Genomic DNA, 17,566 nt, shown 5'->3' with positions numbered 1-17,566 from the left:
GGCGCGGCGTGCCGGCCGTGGGACTGGGCCTGCGGGGCCTCGTCGCGGAACCAGCCCTCGGGCGCCACCGGCTGCGGCTGCACCTGGGGCTGCTGGAACTGCGGGGACTGCTGCTGCTGGTGCTGCTGGTGCTGCTGCTGGTGCTGATGCACCGGCGGCAGATACGCGGTCTGCTCGGCGGCACCGCCACCGGCACCCACGCCGGCCCCCGTGCCGTCCGGCCACGGTACGGCGCCGGACGGAGCGGCCCACTGCTGCGCGGGCGGGCCCTGGGGAGCGGGCTGGGGCACGGCCGGGGCCTCGTCACGGAACCAGCCCTCGGGCGCCACCGGCTGCCCGGGCACGGCGCCCAACGGCGGGTGCACCGGCTGCTGGACCGGCTGCTGGACCGGCTGGTAGCTGGTGTCCCAGGTGTCGGACTGCCAGGTCTGGGTCCCGTACGGGTCCTCCTGCGCGGCCCGCTGCTGTTCTTCGGGAGTGCTCATGGTCTCCGCTCACCCGCCCGCGAACGGCGGGAGCACCTCGACGGTGCCCCCCTCGGTCAGCAGGACGGCATCGTGCGGGCGCTTGCCCACCGGCTCGTCGTTCACGAGGAAGGAGCAGCGCAGGAGCACCCGGGTCAGCTCCCCCGGATGGCGTTCCCGCACTGCGTCGAGCGCCTCGGCCAGGGTGCGCGCCGAGTACGGCTCCTCCGCCGTCTTGGCCGCGGCCTTCGCCGCCGCCCAGTAGCGGATGGTTCCGGTTGCCACTGCAGCTCCTCTCGTGGTCGGCTCCGTCGGCTCTCTACCGTCGGCCTCCATGATGACCCCTCCGGGTCACCACCCCGGCGTGCGCCAGCGCGCCCCGGGTGCGCCCGGGGATCCCTCCGGGGGTCCACCGATCCGGTGAAACCAGGGCATACGCAGGGGGAAGGCGTGGCAGGAACCACAGAATGCGGTGCACGGCAGCCCTCGGCCCCGAAAGGGAGGGTGGGCTATTCTGGCGGCGTAGAGGATCCGGGCAACGTAGCCCCCGGGTCCTTTTGTGCTTTCAGCACGTTGAACGAACCGAGAACAGTGGTATCCATCCGGACCCCAGGGCGCGGGGGCCGGGCCGGACGCCAGGCCAGTCGTACGAAGCAGTACCACGCACGTCCTCGACGGGACCGAGGAGGAACCGACGTGATGGACCAGCGAACCGTGCACCCGCACGTGCACGACCACCCGACGCGGGCAGGTGGTCGGGCATGAGTTCTCTCCTGCTGCTGACCAATGCCCTCCAGCCGTCGACCGAGGTGCTGCCCGCCCTCGGCCTGCTGCTGCACAACGTCCGGGTCGCCCCGGCCGAGGGTCCGGCCCTGGTGGACACCCCCGGCGCCGACGTGATCCTCGTGGACGGCCGCCGCGACCTGCCGCAGGTGCGGTCGCTGTGCCAGCTGCTGAGGTCCACCGGACCGGGCTGCCCCCTGATCCTCGTCGTGACCGAGGGCGGCCTCGCGGCCGTCACCGCCGACTGGGGCATCGACGACGTCCTGCTCGACACCGCCGGACCGGCCGAGGTGGAGGCGCGGCTGCGGCTGGCCACCGGCCGCCAGCAGCTGGGCTCCGACGACTCCCCGATGGAGATCCGCAACGGAGACCTGTCGGTCGACGAGGCGACGTACAGCGCGAAGCTGAAGGGCCGGGTCCTGGACCTGACCTTCAAGGAGTTCGAGCTGCTGAAGTACCTCGCCCAGCACCCGGGCCGGGTCTTCACCCGGGCCCAGCTCCTCCAGGAGGTGTGGGGCTACGACTACTTCGGCGGGACCCGGACGGTCGACGTGCACGTACGACGGCTGCGCGCGAAGCTCGGCCCCGAGCACGAGTCGCTGATCGGCACCGTCCGCAACGTCGGCTACCGCTTCGTCACGCCGGAGAAGGTGGAACGGGCGGCGGCGGCGGAGGCGGAACGGGCCGCGGCGAAGCAGGCGGCGGCCTCGGCCCCGCCGCAGGGCGCCGACCTGGCCGCCACGGACCCCCGGACGGAGGAATCCCCTGTGACCATCCACTCGGCAGGACGCCCTGCCCAGAGGTAGGTCACCCCGCGTAGACTGCCGCGCGTGGCCAAGGTGACGCGGGATGACGTTGCACGACTTGCGGGTACGTCTACCGCCGTCGTGAGCTACGTCATCAACAACGGACCCCGGCCGGTTGCCCCGGCCACGCGCGAGCGTGTCCTCGCCGCGATCAAGGAGCTGGGCTACCGCCCGGACCGGGTCGCGCAGGCGATGGCGTCACGGCGTACGGACCTCATAGGCATGATCGTCCCGGACGCCCGCCAGCCGTTCTTCGCGGAGATGGCGCACGCGGTCGAGCAGGCCGCGGCCGAGCGCGGGAAGATGGTCCTGGTCGGGAACTCCGACTACCGCGACGAGCGCGAGGTCCACTACCTGCGGGCCTTCCTCGGCATGCGGGTGTCGGGCCTGATCCTGGTCAGCCAGGGCATGAGCGAGCGCGCCGCCTCGGAGATCGAGGCGTGGGACGCCCGCATCGTGCTGCTGCACGAGCGGCCCGAGGCGATCGACGACGTCGCGGTGGTCACGGACGACATCGGCGGGGCCCAGCTCGCCACCCGGCACCTGCTGGAGCACGGGCACGAGTACGTCGCCTGCATCGGCGGGGTCGAGAACACCCCGTCCGTCGGCGACCCGGTCGCCGACCACGTCGAGGGCTGGCGCCGGGCCATGCTCGAAGCGGGCCGTTCGGTGGAGGGCCGGCTCATCGAGGCCCCGTACAACCGCTACGACGCCTACACGGTCGCCCTGGAGGTCCTGGCCCGGCCCGACCGGCCGACCGCGATCTTCTGCGCGACGGACGACCAGGCCATCGGCGTGCTCCGGGCCGCCCGCGAGCTGCGCATCGACGTCCCCGAGCAGCTGGCCGTGGCCGGCTTCGACGACGTCAAGGAGGCGGCGCTGACGGACCCGCCGCTGACCACGATCGCCTCGGACCGCCCGGCGATGGCCCGCGCGGCGGTGGACCTCGTCCTGGACGACGCCCTGCGCGTGGCGGGCTCCCGCCGCGAGCGCCTCAAGCAGTTCCCCTCGGCCCTGGTCATCCGCCGCTCCTGCGGCTGCCGCTGACCCTCCCGCGGCCGTCAGGACCGGCCCTGAGGGCCAGGTCCGGGCTCTCAGACCAGGTCAGGGCCAGGTCAGGGCCCTGATGGCCACGAAGAGGACGAGGGCCCCCAGGCCGACGGCGCGAGGGGCAGCAGCAGCGCCCCGATCGCCAGGCAGGTCCGGGCGAACACCGCACGATCCCCCCCTCCTTATATCGGGCATACGCGGTTCTGTCGGGCTTCTCAGCCGGGACTCAGGAAGCTCTCATGATCCGGCGGGACAGTCGGAGACATGACCGAGAGCTTCCGCCGCGAAGGCGAGTACCCGCAGGAGAACCGGCCGGCCCAGAACCCGCCCTTCGGCGAGGACTGGCAGCGCGGCCGCGACCGGTTGGCACAGGACACCGCGGCCGGGGCGTACCCGCCGCCGCCCGCGTACCCGCCGGCGCCGGCACCCGGCTGGCACGAGGCGCACCAGCCCCCCGTCATCCAGGGCGAGACCGTCCCGGCCGACGGCAACGGGGACAACGGCAACGGGGGCAACGGGGGCCACACCGGCAACGGCTGGGCCGCCTGGGGGTCCGCCGCCCCGGCCGCCCCCGCCCACGCGGCCCGCGCCAAGCGCCCCGTCGCGCTGCTCGCCGCCGTCGCCCTCGCGGCGGCCGTGGTCGGCGGCGGGACGGCCGCAGCCGTCCAGCAGTTCCTCGGCCACGACGGCTCCGCCGGCGGCGGCTTCAACGGCACTAACGTCTCCCAGTCCAGCAACGGCACCGTCTCGGGCGTCGCCGAGCAGGTCAGCCCCTCCGTGGTGCGGATCGACACCCGCACCGGCTCCGGCCAGGGCACCGGCTCCGGCATCGTGGTCACCGCCGGCGGCGAGATCGTCACCAACAACCACGTCGTCAGCGGCGCCTCCGAGATCCAGGTGACGATGAGCGACGGCAAGAAGTACGCCGCCAAGACCGTCGGCACCGACCCCGACAAGGACCTGGCGCTGATCAAGCTCCAGGGCGCGAGCGGCCTCAAGCCCGCCAAGCTCGGCAACTCCGACCAGCTGCGGGTCGGCGACGAGGTCGTCGCCATCGGCTCCCCCGACCGTCTCACCGGCACCGTCACCAGCGGCATCGTCTCGGCCCTGGACCGGGACGTGAACGTACCGAAGTCGGAGCAGCAGCAGTCCCCGCAGCGCGGCCAGGGCGGCGGCGGCTGGCCGTTCTCCTACGACGGGCAGCAGTTCAACGGGGACACCGGCTCGAACACCACCTCGTACAAGGCCATCCAGACGGACGCCTCCCTCAACCCGGGCAACTCCGGCGGCGCCCTCGTCAACCTGAACGGCGAGATCGTGGGCATGCCCTCCGCGATCTACTCCCCCTCCAGCGACAGCTCCGCCGCCGGCAGCGTCGGCCTCGGCTTCGCCATCCCGGTCAACACGATCAAGGCCGACCTCGACGGCCTCCGCAAGGGCGGCACGGGCGGCTCCGACTCCGGCACCGGCGGCGACGGCTCGGACAGCGGCCGTTCCGGCACCTCCTGGTTCTGATCCCGCCACCGGCTCCGCGCCCGGTACGGCCCCCGCCCCCCGGGGCGCAGCCGCACCGGGCCGCGGTGCTCCCGTGCGACGCTGGGGGCGGACCTCCGCGGGACGGATCCCGCACGTCCGCCGCCCACGCCCCCGGGCGCGACCGCGACCGCGGCCGCCACCCCGCGGACACCACCACGACCACCACCCAGGGACCCGCCGATGAACGCCGCCGAAGGCGAACCGCAGCGCATCCTCGTCGTCGACGACGAGCCGGCCGTCCGTGAGGCCCTGCGCCGCAGCCTCGCCTTCGAGGGCTACGGGACCCGGACGGCGGTCGACGGGCTCGACGCCCTCGACCAGGCGGCCACGTACGCCCCGGACCTGATCGTCCTGGACATCCAGATGCCCCGGATGGACGGCCTGACCGCGGCCCGCCGGCTGCGCGCGTCCGGCAGCGTCACCCCGATCCTGATGCTGACCGCCCGCGACACCGTCGGCGACCGCGTCACCGGCCTGGACGCGGGCGCCGACGACTACCTCGTCAAGCCCTTCGAGCTGGACGAGCTCTTCGCACGCGTCCGCGCCCTGCTGCGCCGCAGCTCCTACGCCGCCCCCTCCGCCGCACCGGAGAGCTCCGCCGACGTCCTGTCCTTCGGCGACCTGCGCATGGACCTCACCACCCGCGAGGTCACCCGGGGCCACCGCGCCGTGGAACTGACCCGGACCGAGTTCACCCTGCTGGAGATGTTCCTCGCGCACCCGCGCCAGGTCCTGACCCGCGAGCAGATCCTGAAGACCGTGTGGGGCTTCGACTTCGAGCCCAGCTCCAACTCCCTGGACGTGTACGTGATGTACCTGCGCCGCAAGACCGAGGCCGGCGGAGAGCCCCGCCTCGTCCACACCGTGCGCGGGGTCGGGTACGTCCTGCGCGCCGGCGAGGGCGGCCCCGAGTGAGCCCGGCCGCCAGATTCCGCGCGCTGCCGCTGCGCTCGCGGCTCGCGCTGCTGGTGGCGGTCGCGGTGGCGGTGGCGGTGGCGGCCGTCGCCGCCGTCGCCTGGGTGATGGTGCGCACCCAGCTGCGCGACCAGCTCGACCGCTCCCTGATGTCGACGAACGTCAGCGCGCAGGTCGCGCGGACCCTGCGGGAGGGCTGCGTCGTCCAGCCGCCCAAGCCCACGCAGCAGATCGCGGGGAACCTGAACGCGACCGTGCAGATCGTCCTGTCCGACGGCACCCGCTGCTGGGTGGGCGGGCAGCCCGACCTGCCCGTGACCGGCACCGACCGGCAGGTCGCGGCGGACGTGGAGGCCAAGCCCGTCCTGCACGACGTGACCACCCCCGACGGCGTCGACATGCGCGTGTACACCCTCCAGGCCAACCCGGCCGGGCCCGCCTTCGGCGTCTCCATCGCCAAGCCGCTGGGCGACGTGGAGAAGCCCCTGTCCACGCTGGCCTGGGTGCTGCTGCTGGTCAGCGGCGTCGGAGTGGTCGGCGCCGGGGCCGCCGGGCTGTGGGTGGCCCGGACGGGGCTGCGGCCGGTGGACGAACTGACCGGCGCCGTCGAACACATCGCCCGGACCGAGGACCTGACCGTACGGATCCCCGACCAGGGGGACGACGAGATCGCCCGCCTGTCGCGCTCCTTCAACTCCATGACGGCGGCCCTGGCCTCCTCCCAGGAACGCCAGGCCCAGCTGATCGCCGACGCCGGCCACGAACTGCGGACCCCGCTGACGTCCCTGCGCACCAACATCGAGCTGCTCGCGCGCAGCGAGGAGACCGGCCGGGCCATCCCGCCGGACGACCGGCGCGAGCTGCTGGCCTCCGTGAAGGCGCAGATGACGGAGCTGGCCGCGCTGATCGGAGACCTCCAGGAGCTCTCCCGCCCGGACGCGGCCCCGCACGCCCCGCTCGGGGTGGTGGCCCTGCACGAGACCGCCGCCGCCGCGCTCTCCCGAGTCCGGCTGCGCGGCCCGGAGCTGGTCTTCACCTCCGCGCTGGAGCCCTGGTACGTACGGGGCGAGGCGGCGGCGCTGGAGCGGGCGGTGGTCAACGTCCTCGACAACGCCGTGAAGTTCAGCCCTCCGGGCGCGGCCGTCGAGGTCTCGCTGCGCGCGGGCGAGCTGACGGTACGGGACCACGGACCGGGCATCCCGGCCGAGGACCTCCCGTACGTCTTCGAGCGGTTCTGGCGGTCCCCGTCGGCCCGCGCGCTGCCCGGCAGCGGGCTGGGCCTGTCCATCGTGGCCCGTACGGTCCAGCGGGCGGGCGGCACCGCCGTGCTGCGCGCCGCGGCCGACGGGGGCCGGGGCACGGAGGCGGTGCTGCGCCTGCCGGGCGCCCCGACGCCGCCGCCGTCGACCGCGTCAGTTGTGCCGGATCAGTGAGGCGACCAGGCCCGAGCGGGTGTTGGGGAAGTCCAGGGGGACGATGCCGAGGCCGGTGCGGCCGGCCAGTTCGCCGCCGTCGACGAAGGACTGGACCTGCGGGTTGAGCCGGTCGGAGTTCCAGCGCGGCGGCATGTAGGCCGAGGTGCTGACGTAGTTCACGAACAGCTTGCCGGGCTGCCCGACGGCCTTGCGGAACTGGTCCTCGATCTTGCCGCGCTTGGCGAAGGGTTCGGCGTTCCAGTCGTCCTGGACGTCGAAGACGTTGCCGTCGGCGTAGCGCAGGCCGGGCAGGCCGCCGTTGTCGGCGAGGAGCACCACCTTCCCGCGGGCCTGGCCCAGCGAGGCGGGCAGGGTGTCGGCGATGCGGAAGAGCGGGCGCCAGCCGCGGTGGTCGAGGTAGTCGTCGAACACGGCGCGGAAGGTGGCGTCGCTCTCCTCGGAGTACTCCTGCTTGACGCGCATCAGGACGGTCTCGGAGGGGTGCGCGGAGAGGAAGTTCCAGCAGGCCACGAGGACGTCCCCGAACATCAGGTCCTGGAAGAAGGCCGCGTGGTGGATGGCGAGGGAGCCGCCCGTCACCCGGCAGCGGACGTCCAGGAACCGGATCCCGGAGTCGAGCTGCTGGGCGATCGAGGTGTTCTGGCAGGCGACGTAGAGCCCGCCCTTGGTGGCGCCCGAGTCGTGGGTGCCGGGGATGGTCATCCGCTGGAGCGGGGTGGAGTCGGCGAGGCCGGCCATCCAGTCCTGGGTACCGAGGGTTCTCGCGGACGCGGGGGCCGCCGCCCCGAGTCCCGCGAACGCCGCGGCGCCCACCGCCGTCGCTCCGGTCAGAAACGCCCGCCTGTGCAGTGCCATGCCCGCCCCTTCGCCGCTCCGCTGTCGGGACGGGATTATGGCCTGCGCGGACCGGCCTTCACTACCCGTCGGTAGGCACGGATTCTTCGAGCAGTTCCACCATCCTGCGCAGCCCGCGGACGAGTTCGCGTCCGGTCGGTGCCTGCTCCGGATCGGTCAGGGCCTGCACCATCACCCCGCTGAGCAGCGCGAGGTGCACCGATCCGAGGGCCCGTACGTCCTCCTGCGCGACCGCTTCCTCGGACACCCCGGCCAGTTGCGCGGCGACCATGCGCCGGGACGCGCGCTGCCCCTCCGCCAGCGCGGCGAGCAGCTCGGGCGAGGACTGGGCGTGCACGAAGGCCTCGATGTTCGCGAGCCAGAGCCAGCGCATGTCGAGGAAGTCGCGGCTCTTGCGGTCCCAGGTGTCGGCGTAGCGCTCCTCGGGGGTGGCGCCCTGCCCGGCGAGCCGGCCCGAGCCGGCGGCCCATTCGTCGATGGCCGCGAACAGCGCCTGGTTGAGCAGGGCCTCGCGCGATCCGAAGTGGTAGCCGATCGCGGCCATGCTCACCCGCGCCGCCGAGGCGATGTCGCGCACGGTCGTGCGCGCGTACCCCTTCTCCTCCAGGCAGCGGCGCGCTCCGGCCAGCAGGTCCTCGCGATTTCCCATGCCGGGATCGTATCCGCGCCAACGTTTTGGGCATGCGCCCAAGACAAGCGTATTGCGCGCTTGCCCAAATACTGGCAGTCTTGATCACGTCACCGCAGGACAGACGCAGGACACACAGGGGAGAGCGGAACCATGCGCCACACGCTGACGATCGACGACCGCACGCTGTCGTACCTGGACTTCGGCGGCCCGGGCCGCCCGCTCCTCGCCCTGCACGGGGGCATGTCCGAGGGCCTCGCCTTCGCCGGCCTCGCCGAGGCCCTGGGCGACGCGTGGCGGGTCATCGCCCCCGACCAGCGCGGCCACGGCGACTCCGACCGGGCCCCCGACTACAGCCGCGCCGGATACGTCGCCGACGCCGTCGCACTCCTCGACCACCTCGGACTGGACGCGCCCGTCGCCCTCCTCGGCTACTCCCTCGGCGGGCTCAACGCCGTCCACCTGGCCGCCGCCCACCCCGACCGGATCTCGGCGCTCGTCAGCGTCGACGCCGCCGTCGAGATCAACCCGGTCGACGGCGCGTGGATGGACTTCCTGCGGGGCATGCGGTACTCCGCGCCCACCCGGGAGGAACTCCTCGCCGCGGCCGGGCCGGTCGGCTCCCAGTTCGTCGCCGAGGCGCTGCGCCCGCTGCCCGAGGGGGGCTGGCGGCTCCCGTTCCACCCCCAGGACATGCTCGACTCCGTCGAGGCCTGCCGCGGCGACCACTGGGACGCCTGGCTCGGGAGCGCGTGCCCGGCCGTACTGGTCCACGGCGTCCGCAGCACGTCGCTCCCGCAGGCACAGGCCGACGCGATGGTCTCCCGGCGGCCCGGGACCTCGTACACGCCCCTGGAGGGGGACCACTTCGTGCCGTTCACGAACCCGGAGGGCTTCCAGGAGGCCGTCGCGAAGTTCCTCGCGACGCTGTAGCCGCGTGCGGCAGACGCGCCGCGAAAACGCCGGAGGGGCGGCGGGCCGAACGGCCCACCGCCCCTCCGGGCGCGCTGTACGCGGGTGTTGCCCGACCTACTTGACGACCGTGATCCGGTCCGCCGCCGGCGGGGCGATCGGGGCCGCGGCCGAGGACTTCGCCAGGAGGTTGTTGAAGGCCTCCAGGTCGGGGATGCCGACCAGCTTGTTCTTGTGGTCCTTCAGGACGGTGAAGCCGTCACCGCCGCCCGCGAGGAACTCGTTCATCGCGACCCGGTAGGTCTTCGCGGGGTCGATCGCCGCGCCGTTCAGCCGCACCGAGTCCACGACGATCCGGTCCGCGCCCGACTTCGTCATGTCCAGGGTGTACGTGAAGCCCTTCGACACCTGGAGGATCTTCGGGTTCGGGCCGTTGACCGTGCCACTGACCTGCTGCTGGAGCGCGGTGATCAGCTGCGCGCCCGTCAGGTCGACCACGTTCATCAGGTTGTTGAACGGCTGGACCGTGTAGGACTCGCCGTACGTCACCACGCCGTCGCCCTCGGCGCCCGCGGCCTTGTACGCCAGGTCGGCACGGATGCCGCCCGGGTTCATGATGGCCAGCTGCGCGCCGCCCCGGTCGGCGGGGGACGTGGCGTCCAGCTGCGCGTCGGCGATCAGGTCACCGAGCGGCTTCTCCGGCGCCTCGGAGCCGCGGCCCGCGATGTCGGCGGAGATGTAGCCCATCGGACGGCTCGCGACCGGGGCCGCCAGCGCGTTCCAGCGGGTGATCAGCTCGGTCATGTCCGGGGCCTTGGGCAGGTCCCGGCTGACGACCTTGTTGACCGGCTTCGGCGACTTGACCGGCGTACGGACGATGTCCTTGGTCTGCCGGTCGTAGGTCAGCGTGGTGTCCGTGAACAACCGGCCGTACGAGGCGGCCGAGGTGACCGTGCGCGGGTTGCCCGCTGGGTCCGGGATGTTGCAGGAGTACGCCTGGTGCGTGTGGCCGGTCACCAGCGCGTCGACCTTCGGGTCGACGTTCTTGGCGATGTCGACGATGGCACCCGAGATGCCGGCGCCCGCGCCCGGGGCGTCACAGTCGTAGTTGTACGCGCCGCTCGCGGGCAGACCGCCCTCGTGGATCAGCGCGACGATCGACTTCACGCCCTGCTTGTTCAGCTCGGCCGCGTACTTGTTGATCGTCTCGACCTCGTCGCCGAACTTGAGGCCCTTGACCCCGTCGGCGGTCACGACGTCCGGGGTGCCCTCCAGGGTGACGCCGATGAAGCCGATCTTCACGTCCCCCTTCTTCCAGATGAAGGTGGGCGACATCAGCGGACGCTTGGTCTTCTCGTCCGTGACGTTCGCCGCCAGGTACTGGAACTGGGCGCCCGTGTACTCCTTGCCGTACTCGAAGCAGCCGTCGACCGGGTGGCAGCCGCCGTACGCCATGCGGCGCAGCTCGGTCTTGCCCTCGTCGAACTCGTGATTGCCCACGCTCGTCACGTCGAGCTTCATCTTGTTGAGGGCCTCGACGGTCGGCTCGTCGTGGAAGAGACCGGACAGCATCGGGCTGCCGCCGATCATGTCCCCGGCCGCGGCCGTGACGGAGTAGTCGTGGCCCTTGCGGGCATCGCGCAGCGCGGTCGCGAGGTACTCGGCCCCGCCCGCGGGTATCGCCTTGGTGGTGCCGTCTGCCTGACGTTCGGTCACGGTGCCGGAGGAGCCCTGCGGGGGCTCCAGCGTGCCGTGGAAATCGTTGAACGACAGCATCTGTACGTCGACGGTGCGGCCCGGAGCCGCACCGCCGCCACTCGCGGCACCGGCCGGCAGTGCGGCGGCGACCATCGCCCCGGCCCCGGCCGTGAGGGCGAGGGCGGACAGGGTCAACCGGCGGGCAGTGCGGTGCCGTTGTGGCTTCGCTGACATTTATTCCCCTTTGTGGACAGCGAGACAACTTGGGAGGTCCGCCGCAGCCTATTGTCAACGCGCGTAGCACGACAGGGGGTATCGGGTTGCGAGCTGGTTACGCACAGCCGTCCGGCACTCCGGCCGCGCTCGTGTCCGCGTCCAGGAACCCACGGGGCCCGGACCTGCGGAAGGCCCCAACCCCGGGCGGCGGTCGTAGGCTCAGAGCATGACTGACGCAGCAGCGGCCCTGGAGCCGGGACGGCACATCGAGATCCTCGACGAGCTGACGGAGGAACAGGCCGCATCCGTACTGGACCTCATCCACGAAGCGGCCCGCAGCGACGGCACCACCGCCGTCTCCGAACAGGGCCGCCTGCAGCTGCGCGGCGGCCCGCGCGAGGGGATCCGCCACTTCCTCCTGACCGACGCCGGCCGCCTCGCCGGATACGGACAACTGGAGGACACCGACCCGGTGGAGGCCCCCGCCGCCGAGCTCGTCGTGCACCCCGCGCTGCGCGGGCGCGGCCACGGCCGGGCCCTGGGCTCCGCCCTGCTGCACGCCTCCGGCAAGCGGATCCGGGTGTGGGCGCACGGCGGCAAGTCCGCCGCCCGGCACCTGGCACAGGTCCTCGGCCTGACCCTCTTCCGCGAACTGCGCCAGCTGCGCCGCCCCCTGGGCCCCGGAGCGGCCGGCCTGCCCGAGGCCGCCCTCCCGCCCGGCGTGACGGTCCGCACCTTCGTGCCCGGCGAGGACGACACCGCCTGGCTCGCCGCCAACGCCGCCGCCTTCGCCCACCACCCGGAACAGGGCGCGCTCACGCAGCGCGACCTGGACGACCGCATGGCGCAGCCGTGGTTCGACGCGAAGGGCTTCTTCCTCGCGGAGCGGGAGGGCGAGCTGATCGGCTTCCACTGGACGAAGGTCCACGCGGAGGAGCAGCTCGGCGAGGTCTACGTGGTCGGCGTCCGCCCCGGCGCACAGGGCGGCGGCCTCGGCAAGGCCCTGACCGCGATCGGCCTCCACCACCTGGCCGCGTCGGGCCTGCCCACGGCGATGCTCTACGTCGACGCCGACAACCCGGCGGCCCTGGCGGTCTACGAAGGCCTCGGCTTCACGACGCACGAGGTGGACCTCATGTACCGCACGGAGAGCTGAGGGGCGGGCGGCTGTTCGGGGTCGGGGGGCGGCGGGACTTTGGCTGGTCCGTGTCGGGGAGGGTTTGGGGGTTTCCCGTCAGTCTCATCGTCCTTCCGCGTCGGGCCGGGCTGTCAAGGGCGCTCCCTTCGGTCGCGTCGCTTCGCGATGGCCTTCGGCCACCCTTGACAGCCCGTCCCGCCACGGAATGCCAAAGACTGCCGGGAAACCCCCAAAAGAACGGTCCACGGGGAGATCTTCGAGGGGCGGGCATCCCAGAGATGTGCGACCCCTCCCCGCCTGGGCGGACCTGAGATACGGGCCGACATCCCCCTGATTCCGGGCCGGGTGCCGCCAGCCCACACGACACGGCGACCAGACCGTCCGGCAATGCCTTCAGGACGGCAGGCGCATCGGATCGCTACGCGCTTCGCACGGCATGGCGTCCGGCGGCCGTCTGGGGCTGGACATAAGCCGCCCAAGCAGCCCGTTGGTGCGCTTGGCGGGCGGCTGACGGCCGAATGGCGCCCTCCGGACACCCCAACATGCCTCTAACGCCCCCAGGGAAGCAGAAAGGGCCTGGGGGCCTTCATCCCAGCCCATGACGAGCCCTTCCCTGGCCGTGAAAGACCCTTCCCAACACCCGAGGGCCCTTCCCGACACCCGAGGGCCCTCCCTCCACCCATGAGACGTCTTGTCGGACTCTGAGGACGACTTTGTCGTCCTCAGAGTCCGACAGGCAGCACCAGCGCCCCTCCGAAGCCCATCCATCCCACGAAAAGGGACAAACAACCCGCGCTCGCGTGATGGATAGAGCCCCCGGGCCATGGGCGGCTTATGTCCAGCCCCAGACGGCCGCCGGACGCTGTGCCGAGTGAAGCGCGTAGCGATCTGACGCGTGCGGGGCCTGCCGGGCGCTCTGGTCGTCGTGTCGGGCGGTCTGGACGCCCCGGGCAAAGACCCATGGCCATTCGGGGCCCGAATGCGGGACTGGGCGGAGACGGCTCGCGCATCTCTGGGATGCCCGCCCCTCGAAGATCTCCCCGTGGACCGTTCTTTTGGGGGTTTCCCGGCAGTCTTTGGCATTCCGTGGCGGGACGGGCTGTCAAGGGTGGCCGAAGGCCATCGCGAAGCGACGCGACCGAAGGGAGCGCCCTTGACAGCCCGGCCCGACGCGGAAGGACGATGAGACTGACGGGAAACCCCCAAACCCTCCCCGACACGGACCAGCCAAAGTCCCGCCGCCCCCCGACCCCCGCCCAGCCCCCGCCCCGCCCCGCCCCGCCCCGCCCCAGCCGTGCGCCAGCCGGAGCCAGGAAGCCATACGCCATTAACCGGGCATTAAGACGCGCTTGCCAGTCTCCGGACATGCAGCCCCGCCTCCGCCTGACGGCGGACACTTCCGACGCGCCTGTCCTCCCCCGTGCGCGGAAGAATGGAGACATGAGCCACCAGCCGAGCGCGAGCCCCGCGGGCCCCACCGAGGTCCCCGCCCAGCAGCCGTCCCGCAACGCCGCCACCACCGGCCCCACCGGCCCCTCCGATGCCGCGGCCCCCGCGTCTGCCCTCACCCGGCCGTCCGTCGCGCAGACACCGGCGCAGGCCAAGGCCGAGGCCCAGGCGCAGACGGCCAGGACGAGGGCACGCCTCGGCTCCATAGCCGCGCACCGCCCCCACGCGGCGGACCTCGATCCCGACCTCGACGCCGATCTCGACGCCTACGAGGACAGGGACGACAGCGGCGAGCTGCCCGCGAACCGCTTCCTCGACCGCGAACGCAGCTGGCTCGCCTTCAACGAGCGCGTCCTCGAACTCGCCGAGGACCCGGCCACCCCGCTGCTGGAGCGCGCGAACTTCCTGGCGATCTTCGCGAGCAACCTCGACGAGTTCTTCATGGTCCGCGTCGCCGGCCTCAAGCGCCGCATCGCGACCGGCGTCGCCACCCGTTCGGCCTCGGGCCTCCAGCCCCGTGAGGTGCTGGACCTGATCTGGACCCGCTCGCGCGAGCTCATGGCCCGGCACGCCGCCTGCTACCAGCAGGACATCGCCCCGCAGCTCGCCGAGGAGGGCATCCACCTCATCCGGTGGCCCGACCTCACCGAGAAGGAGCAGGCCCGCCTCTTCACCCTGTTCCGCAACCAGATCTTCCCGGTGCTCACCCCGCTGGCCGTGGACCCCGCGCACCCGTTCCCGTACATCTCCGGCCTGTCGCTGAACCTGGCCGTCGTCGTGCGCAACCCCGTCAGCGGCCACCGCCACTTCGCCCGCGTCAAGGTCCCGCCGCTCCTGTCCCGCTTCCTGGAGGCCTCCCCGCAGCGCTACGTCCCGCTGGAGGACGTCATCGCCGCGCACCTGGAGGAGCTGTTCCCCGGCATGGAGGTGCTCGCGCACCACATGTTCCGCGTGACCCGCAACGAGGACCTCGAAGTGGAGGAGGACGACGCCGAGAACCTCCTCCAGGCCCTGGAGAAGGAACTCATGCGGCGCCGCTTCGGCCCGCCGGTGCGCCTGGAGGTCGAGGAGTCCATCGACCCCGGCGTCCTGGACCTCCTCGTCCAGGAACTGAAGATCTCCGCCGCCGAGGTGTACCCGCTGCCCGGCCCGCTCGACCTGACGGCCCTCTTCGGGATCTCCTCCCTCGACCGGCCCGAGCTCAAGTACCCGAAGTTCGTCGCCGGCACCCACCGTGACCTCGCCGAGGTGGAGTCCGCGTCCGCTCCCGACATCTTCGCCGCGCTGCGCGAGCGCGACGTGCTGCTCCACCACCCGTACGACTCCTTCTCCACCTCCGTGCAGGCCTTCCTGGAACAGGCCGCCGCCGACCCGGACGTCCTCGCGATCAAGCAGACGCTGTACCGCACCTCGGGTGACTCCCCGATCGTCGACGCCCTGATAGACGCCGCCGAATCCGGCAAGCAGGTCCTCGTGCTCGTCGAGATCAAGGCCCGCTTCGACGAGCAGGCCAACATCAAGTGGGCGCGCAAGCTGGAGGAGTCCGGCTGCCACGTGGTCTACGGCCTGGTCGGCCTCAAGACCCACTGCAAGCTCTCGCTCGTCGTCCGCCAGGAGGGCGACACCCTGCGCCGCTACAGCCACGTCGGCACCGGCAACTACCACCCCAAGACCGCCCGCCTGTACGAGGACCTCGGCCTGCTCACCGCCGACCCGCAGGTCGGAGCGGACCTCTCCGACCTGTTCAACCGGCTGTCCGGCTACTCCCGGCGCGAGACCTACCGCCGTCTGCTGACCGCCCCCAAGTCCCTGCGCGACGGACTCGTCTCGCGCATCGAGAAGGAGGCCGACCACCACCGGGCCGGCCGCCCGGCGTCCGTCCGCCTCAAGATGAACTCGATCGTCGACGAGGCCCTCATCGACTCCCTGTACCGGGCCTCCCGGGCGGGCGTCCCGGTCGACATCTGGGTCCGCGGCATCTGTGCCGTACGGCCCGGGGTCCCGGGGCTGTCGGAGAACATACGGGTCCGCTCGATCCTCGGCCGCTTCCTGGAGCACTCCCGGGTCTTCGCCTTCGGCAACGGCGGCGAGCCCGAGGTGTGGATCGGCAGCGCCGACATGATGCACCGCAACCTCGACCGCCGCATCGAGGCACTGGTCAGGGTCACCGACCCCGCCCACCGCGCGGCCCTGGACCGGATGCTGGAGACGGGCATGTCCGACGCCACCTCCTCCTGGCACCTGGGACCGGACGGCGAATGGACCCGGCACAGCACCGACGCCGAGGGCCAGCCGCTGCGGCACGTTCAGGAGATGCTCATAGACGCCCGGAGGCGCCGGCGTGGCTCAGCCAAACCATGACCCGACCGCAGGTGACGTGCTCGGCGCGTACCTGCGCTCCCAGGCCACCGCGTTCCTGCGGGGGTTGCGCGTGCACGAGGAAAGCGGGTCCGACGCGGCGGAAAGCAGCGAGGCGGCGCGCGGCCTGCGGGGGGCCGCGCGCCGTATCGCGGGGTCGCTGGGCACGTTCCGGGTGGTGACCGAGTCGGCGTGGGCGGACTCCCTGCGCACCGAGCTCGTCTGGCTCTCCTCCACCCTGGCCGACGAGCACGCGTACGCCGCCCGGCTGTCCCGCCTCATGGAGGCCCTGCAACGGCTCTCCGCGTCGCCCGAGGTCCCGGTGCCCCACGGCAACGGGACCTCCGCGGGGGCCCTCACCGTGGGCTCCGCGCGCGCGGGCGCCCTGCTGGAGCGCCAGCTCACGCTGGCGCGCACCCGCGCCCACTCCGCGACCCTCCACGCGCTCGGCTCCTCCCGCTTCCACGCGGTCGCCGACGCCGTCGCCGTGCTGGCCTCGGAGGTGCCGCTCGACGCGGTCGCGGCGCGGGGCCGGGTGGAGGAGGTCCTGGTGCCGCTCGCGGCGGTCACCGAGGACCGGCTGGGCACGGCCGTCGCCGCCCTGCCCGACACCGGCGAGAGCACCCCGTACTCGGCGCACGCGGACGGCTCCTGGCACGAGGTGCGCCGCCTGTTGCGGGTCCACCGGTACGCGCGGGAGGCGCTCGGCGGGGACGTGACCCGGCTCGCGGCGGCGGGCCGGGCGCTGGACGTGCACCGCGACGCCTCCGAGGCCGCCACCGCCTCGGCGACGGCCGCCCGCACGCCCCGGATCGCCCCGGCCACGGCCTACGCCCTGGGCGTCCTCCACGCCGACCAGCGCCACGCGGCCCTGGCGGCCCGCCTCTCGTTCCACCACATCTGGCACCCGGTCCCCACGGCCTCCACGGCCTCCTGACGCCCCCGGCCCCCGCCCCGCCCCGCCCGCCCGGATCCGGGCGGGCGGGCCCGGACACGGGCCGGCACGCCCCGGGCCGGGCCGGGCGGGGCAGGCGAAACGGTGGAAGGGTGGATGAAGGACCCTTGTGCGCAGGGGCCCCTCCGCACTGCGGACGTCACCGAACGGCGGACGCCACCACACCACAGGCGTCACCGCACCACGGGCATCACCGAACGGCGGACGTCACCGCACGGCGGACCTCACCGCACCGGTCCCCGCCCCAGCGGCGGCACGGCGAATTCCGGCCACCCCCACCGGCGGCCCGAGAAGGTCACGGCGGGATAACGGGCGGATAACGCCCGATTGCGCCCAGGTACAAACCACCCCAACCGCACCGGGCCGT

The 17,566-nt window shown here is 72.8% G+C and carries 13 protein-coding genes; 9 read left to right on the top strand and 4 right to left on the bottom strand.

Annotation, left to right across the window (positions count from 1 at the left end; genetic code table 11):
* Positions 1–494 precede the first annotated feature (494 nt).
* On the bottom strand, positions 495–749 hold the full coding sequence (locus ACZ5D2_RS18630; protein ID WP_030718384.1) for a MoaD/ThiS family protein: 255 nt from the start codon (positions 747–749) through the stop codon (positions 495–497).
* A 476-nt stretch (positions 750–1,225) separates the two neighbouring features.
* Here ACZ5D2_RS18630 and ACZ5D2_RS18625 point away from each other — a divergent pair, with 476 nt between their 5' ends.
* The 5 genes from ACZ5D2_RS18625 to ACZ5D2_RS18605 all read left to right on the top strand — a co-directional run bounded on the left by ACZ5D2_RS18625 (position 1,226) and on the right by ACZ5D2_RS18605 (position 6,987).
* A complete protein-coding gene (locus ACZ5D2_RS18625; RefSeq protein ID WP_371677442.1) occupies positions 1,226–2,053 on the top strand; it encodes a response regulator transcription factor in 828 nt (275 codons plus the stop codon).
* 24 nt (positions 2,054–2,077) lie between these two features.
* Positions 2,078–3,100, top strand: coding sequence for a LacI family DNA-binding transcriptional regulator (locus tag ACZ5D2_RS18620; RefSeq protein WP_030232265.1), 1,023 nt, complete (start codon positions 2,078–2,080; stop codon positions 3,098–3,100).
* 267 nt (positions 3,101–3,367) lie between these two features.
* The gene (locus ACZ5D2_RS18615) at positions 3,368–4,618 is read left to right on the top strand and encodes a S1C family serine protease (RefSeq protein ID WP_468930490.1); all 1,251 of its coding nucleotides are present in this window, start codon (positions 3,368–3,370) and stop codon (positions 4,616–4,618) included.
* Positions 4,619–4,819: 201 nt separating this feature from the next.
* Positions 4,820–5,554 (top strand): response regulator transcription factor, encoded by a 735-nt coding sequence (locus ACZ5D2_RS18610; protein ID WP_371677444.1) that lies wholly within the window; start codon positions 4,820–4,822, stop codon positions 5,552–5,554.
* On the top strand, positions 5,551–6,987 hold the full coding sequence (locus ACZ5D2_RS18605) for a sensor histidine kinase (protein WP_371677445.1): 1,437 nt from the start codon (positions 5,551–5,553) through the stop codon (positions 6,985–6,987). The genes ACZ5D2_RS18610 and ACZ5D2_RS18605 overlap by 4 nt, the downstream gene beginning before the upstream one ends.
* Here the strand turns inward: ACZ5D2_RS18605 and ACZ5D2_RS18600 are convergent.
* Both ACZ5D2_RS18600 and ACZ5D2_RS18595 read right to left on the bottom strand, forming a co-directional pair.
* Complete coding sequence (locus tag ACZ5D2_RS18600) at positions 6,967–7,845, bottom strand: phosphatidylinositol-specific phospholipase C (RefSeq protein ID WP_371677446.1); 879 nt, start codon at positions 7,843–7,845, stop codon at positions 6,967–6,969. The genes ACZ5D2_RS18605 and ACZ5D2_RS18600 overlap by 21 nt on opposite strands.
* 61 nt (positions 7,846–7,906) lie before the next feature.
* Positions 7,907–8,494 (bottom strand): TetR/AcrR family transcriptional regulator, encoded by a 588-nt coding sequence (locus tag ACZ5D2_RS18595; RefSeq protein ID WP_371677447.1) that lies wholly within the window; start codon positions 8,492–8,494, stop codon positions 7,907–7,909.
* A gap of 132 nt (positions 8,495–8,626) precedes the next feature.
* Here ACZ5D2_RS18595 and ACZ5D2_RS18590 point away from each other — a divergent pair, with 132 nt between their 5' ends.
* Positions 8,627–9,406, top strand: a complete 780-nt coding sequence (locus ACZ5D2_RS18590; RefSeq protein ID WP_468930486.1) for an alpha/beta fold hydrolase — start codon at positions 8,627–8,629, stop codon at positions 9,404–9,406.
* Between the two features lie 96 nt (positions 9,407–9,502).
* On the opposite strand, the gene ACZ5D2_RS18585 is transcribed toward ACZ5D2_RS18590, so the two are convergent.
* The gene (locus ACZ5D2_RS18585) at positions 9,503–11,317 is read right to left on the bottom strand and encodes a bifunctional metallophosphatase/5'-nucleotidase (RefSeq protein WP_371677449.1); all 1,815 of its coding nucleotides are present in this window, start codon (positions 11,315–11,317) and stop codon (positions 9,503–9,505) included.
* 208 nt (positions 11,318–11,525) lie between these two features.
* On the opposite strand from ACZ5D2_RS18585, the gene mshD reads away from it, so the two are divergent.
* The 3 genes from mshD (at position 11,526) to ACZ5D2_RS18570 (ending at position 17,181) form a co-directional block, all read left to right on the top strand.
* Entirely contained in the window at positions 11,526–12,455 is a 930-nt protein-coding gene (gene mshD, locus ACZ5D2_RS18580; protein ID WP_371677450.1) for a mycothiol synthase, read from the top strand.
* A gap of 1,422 nt (positions 12,456–13,877) precedes the next feature.
* Positions 13,878–16,247: an RNA degradosome polyphosphate kinase gene (locus tag ACZ5D2_RS18575; protein ID WP_371677451.1), complete on the top strand. Its 2,370-nt coding sequence runs from the start codon at positions 13,878–13,880 to the stop codon at positions 16,245–16,247.
* Positions 16,228–17,181: a CHAD domain-containing protein gene (locus ACZ5D2_RS18570; protein ID WP_468930481.1), complete on the top strand. Its 954-nt coding sequence runs from the start codon at positions 16,228–16,230 to the stop codon at positions 17,179–17,181. The genes ACZ5D2_RS18575 and ACZ5D2_RS18570 overlap by 20 nt, the downstream gene beginning before the upstream one ends.
* The last annotated feature ends 385 nt before the right edge of the window (positions 17,182–17,566 follow it).

The organism is Streptomyces sp. NPDC031479, from assembly GCF_055581065.1.
This window is presented reverse-complemented; position numbering and strand designations above follow the sequence as displayed.

Bases quoted from the DNA above. Each gene is read 5' to 3' on its own strand.
- ACZ5D2_RS18625 (WP_371677442.1), top strand. From the start codon at position 1,226: ATGAGTTCTCTCCTGCTGCTGACCAATGCCCTCCAGCCGTCGACCGAG.
- ACZ5D2_RS18575 (WP_371677451.1), top strand. From the start codon at position 13,878: ATGAGCCACCAGCCGAGCGCGAGCCCCGCGGGCCCCACCGAGGTCCCC.
- ACZ5D2_RS18600 (WP_371677446.1), bottom strand. From the start codon at position 7,845: ATGGCACTGCACAGGCGGGCGTTTCTGACCGGAGCGACGGCGGTGGGC.
- mshD (WP_371677450.1), top strand. From the start codon at position 11,526: ATGACTGACGCAGCAGCGGCCCTGGAGCCGGGACGGCACATCGAGATC.
- ACZ5D2_RS18610 (WP_371677444.1), top strand. From the start codon at position 4,820: ATGAACGCCGCCGAAGGCGAACCGCAGCGCATCCTCGTCGTCGACGAC.
- ACZ5D2_RS18585 (WP_371677449.1), bottom strand. From the start codon at position 11,317: ATGTCAGCGAAGCCACAACGGCACCGCACTGCCCGCCGGTTGACCCTG.
- ACZ5D2_RS18595 (WP_371677447.1), bottom strand. From the start codon at position 8,494: ATGGGAAATCGCGAGGACCTGCTGGCCGGAGCGCGCCGCTGCCTGGAG.
- ACZ5D2_RS18590 (WP_468930486.1), top strand. From the start codon at position 8,627: ATGCGCCACACGCTGACGATCGACGACCGCACGCTGTCGTACCTGGAC.
- ACZ5D2_RS18615 (WP_468930490.1), top strand. From the start codon at position 3,368: ATGACCGAGAGCTTCCGCCGCGAAGGCGAGTACCCGCAGGAGAACCGG.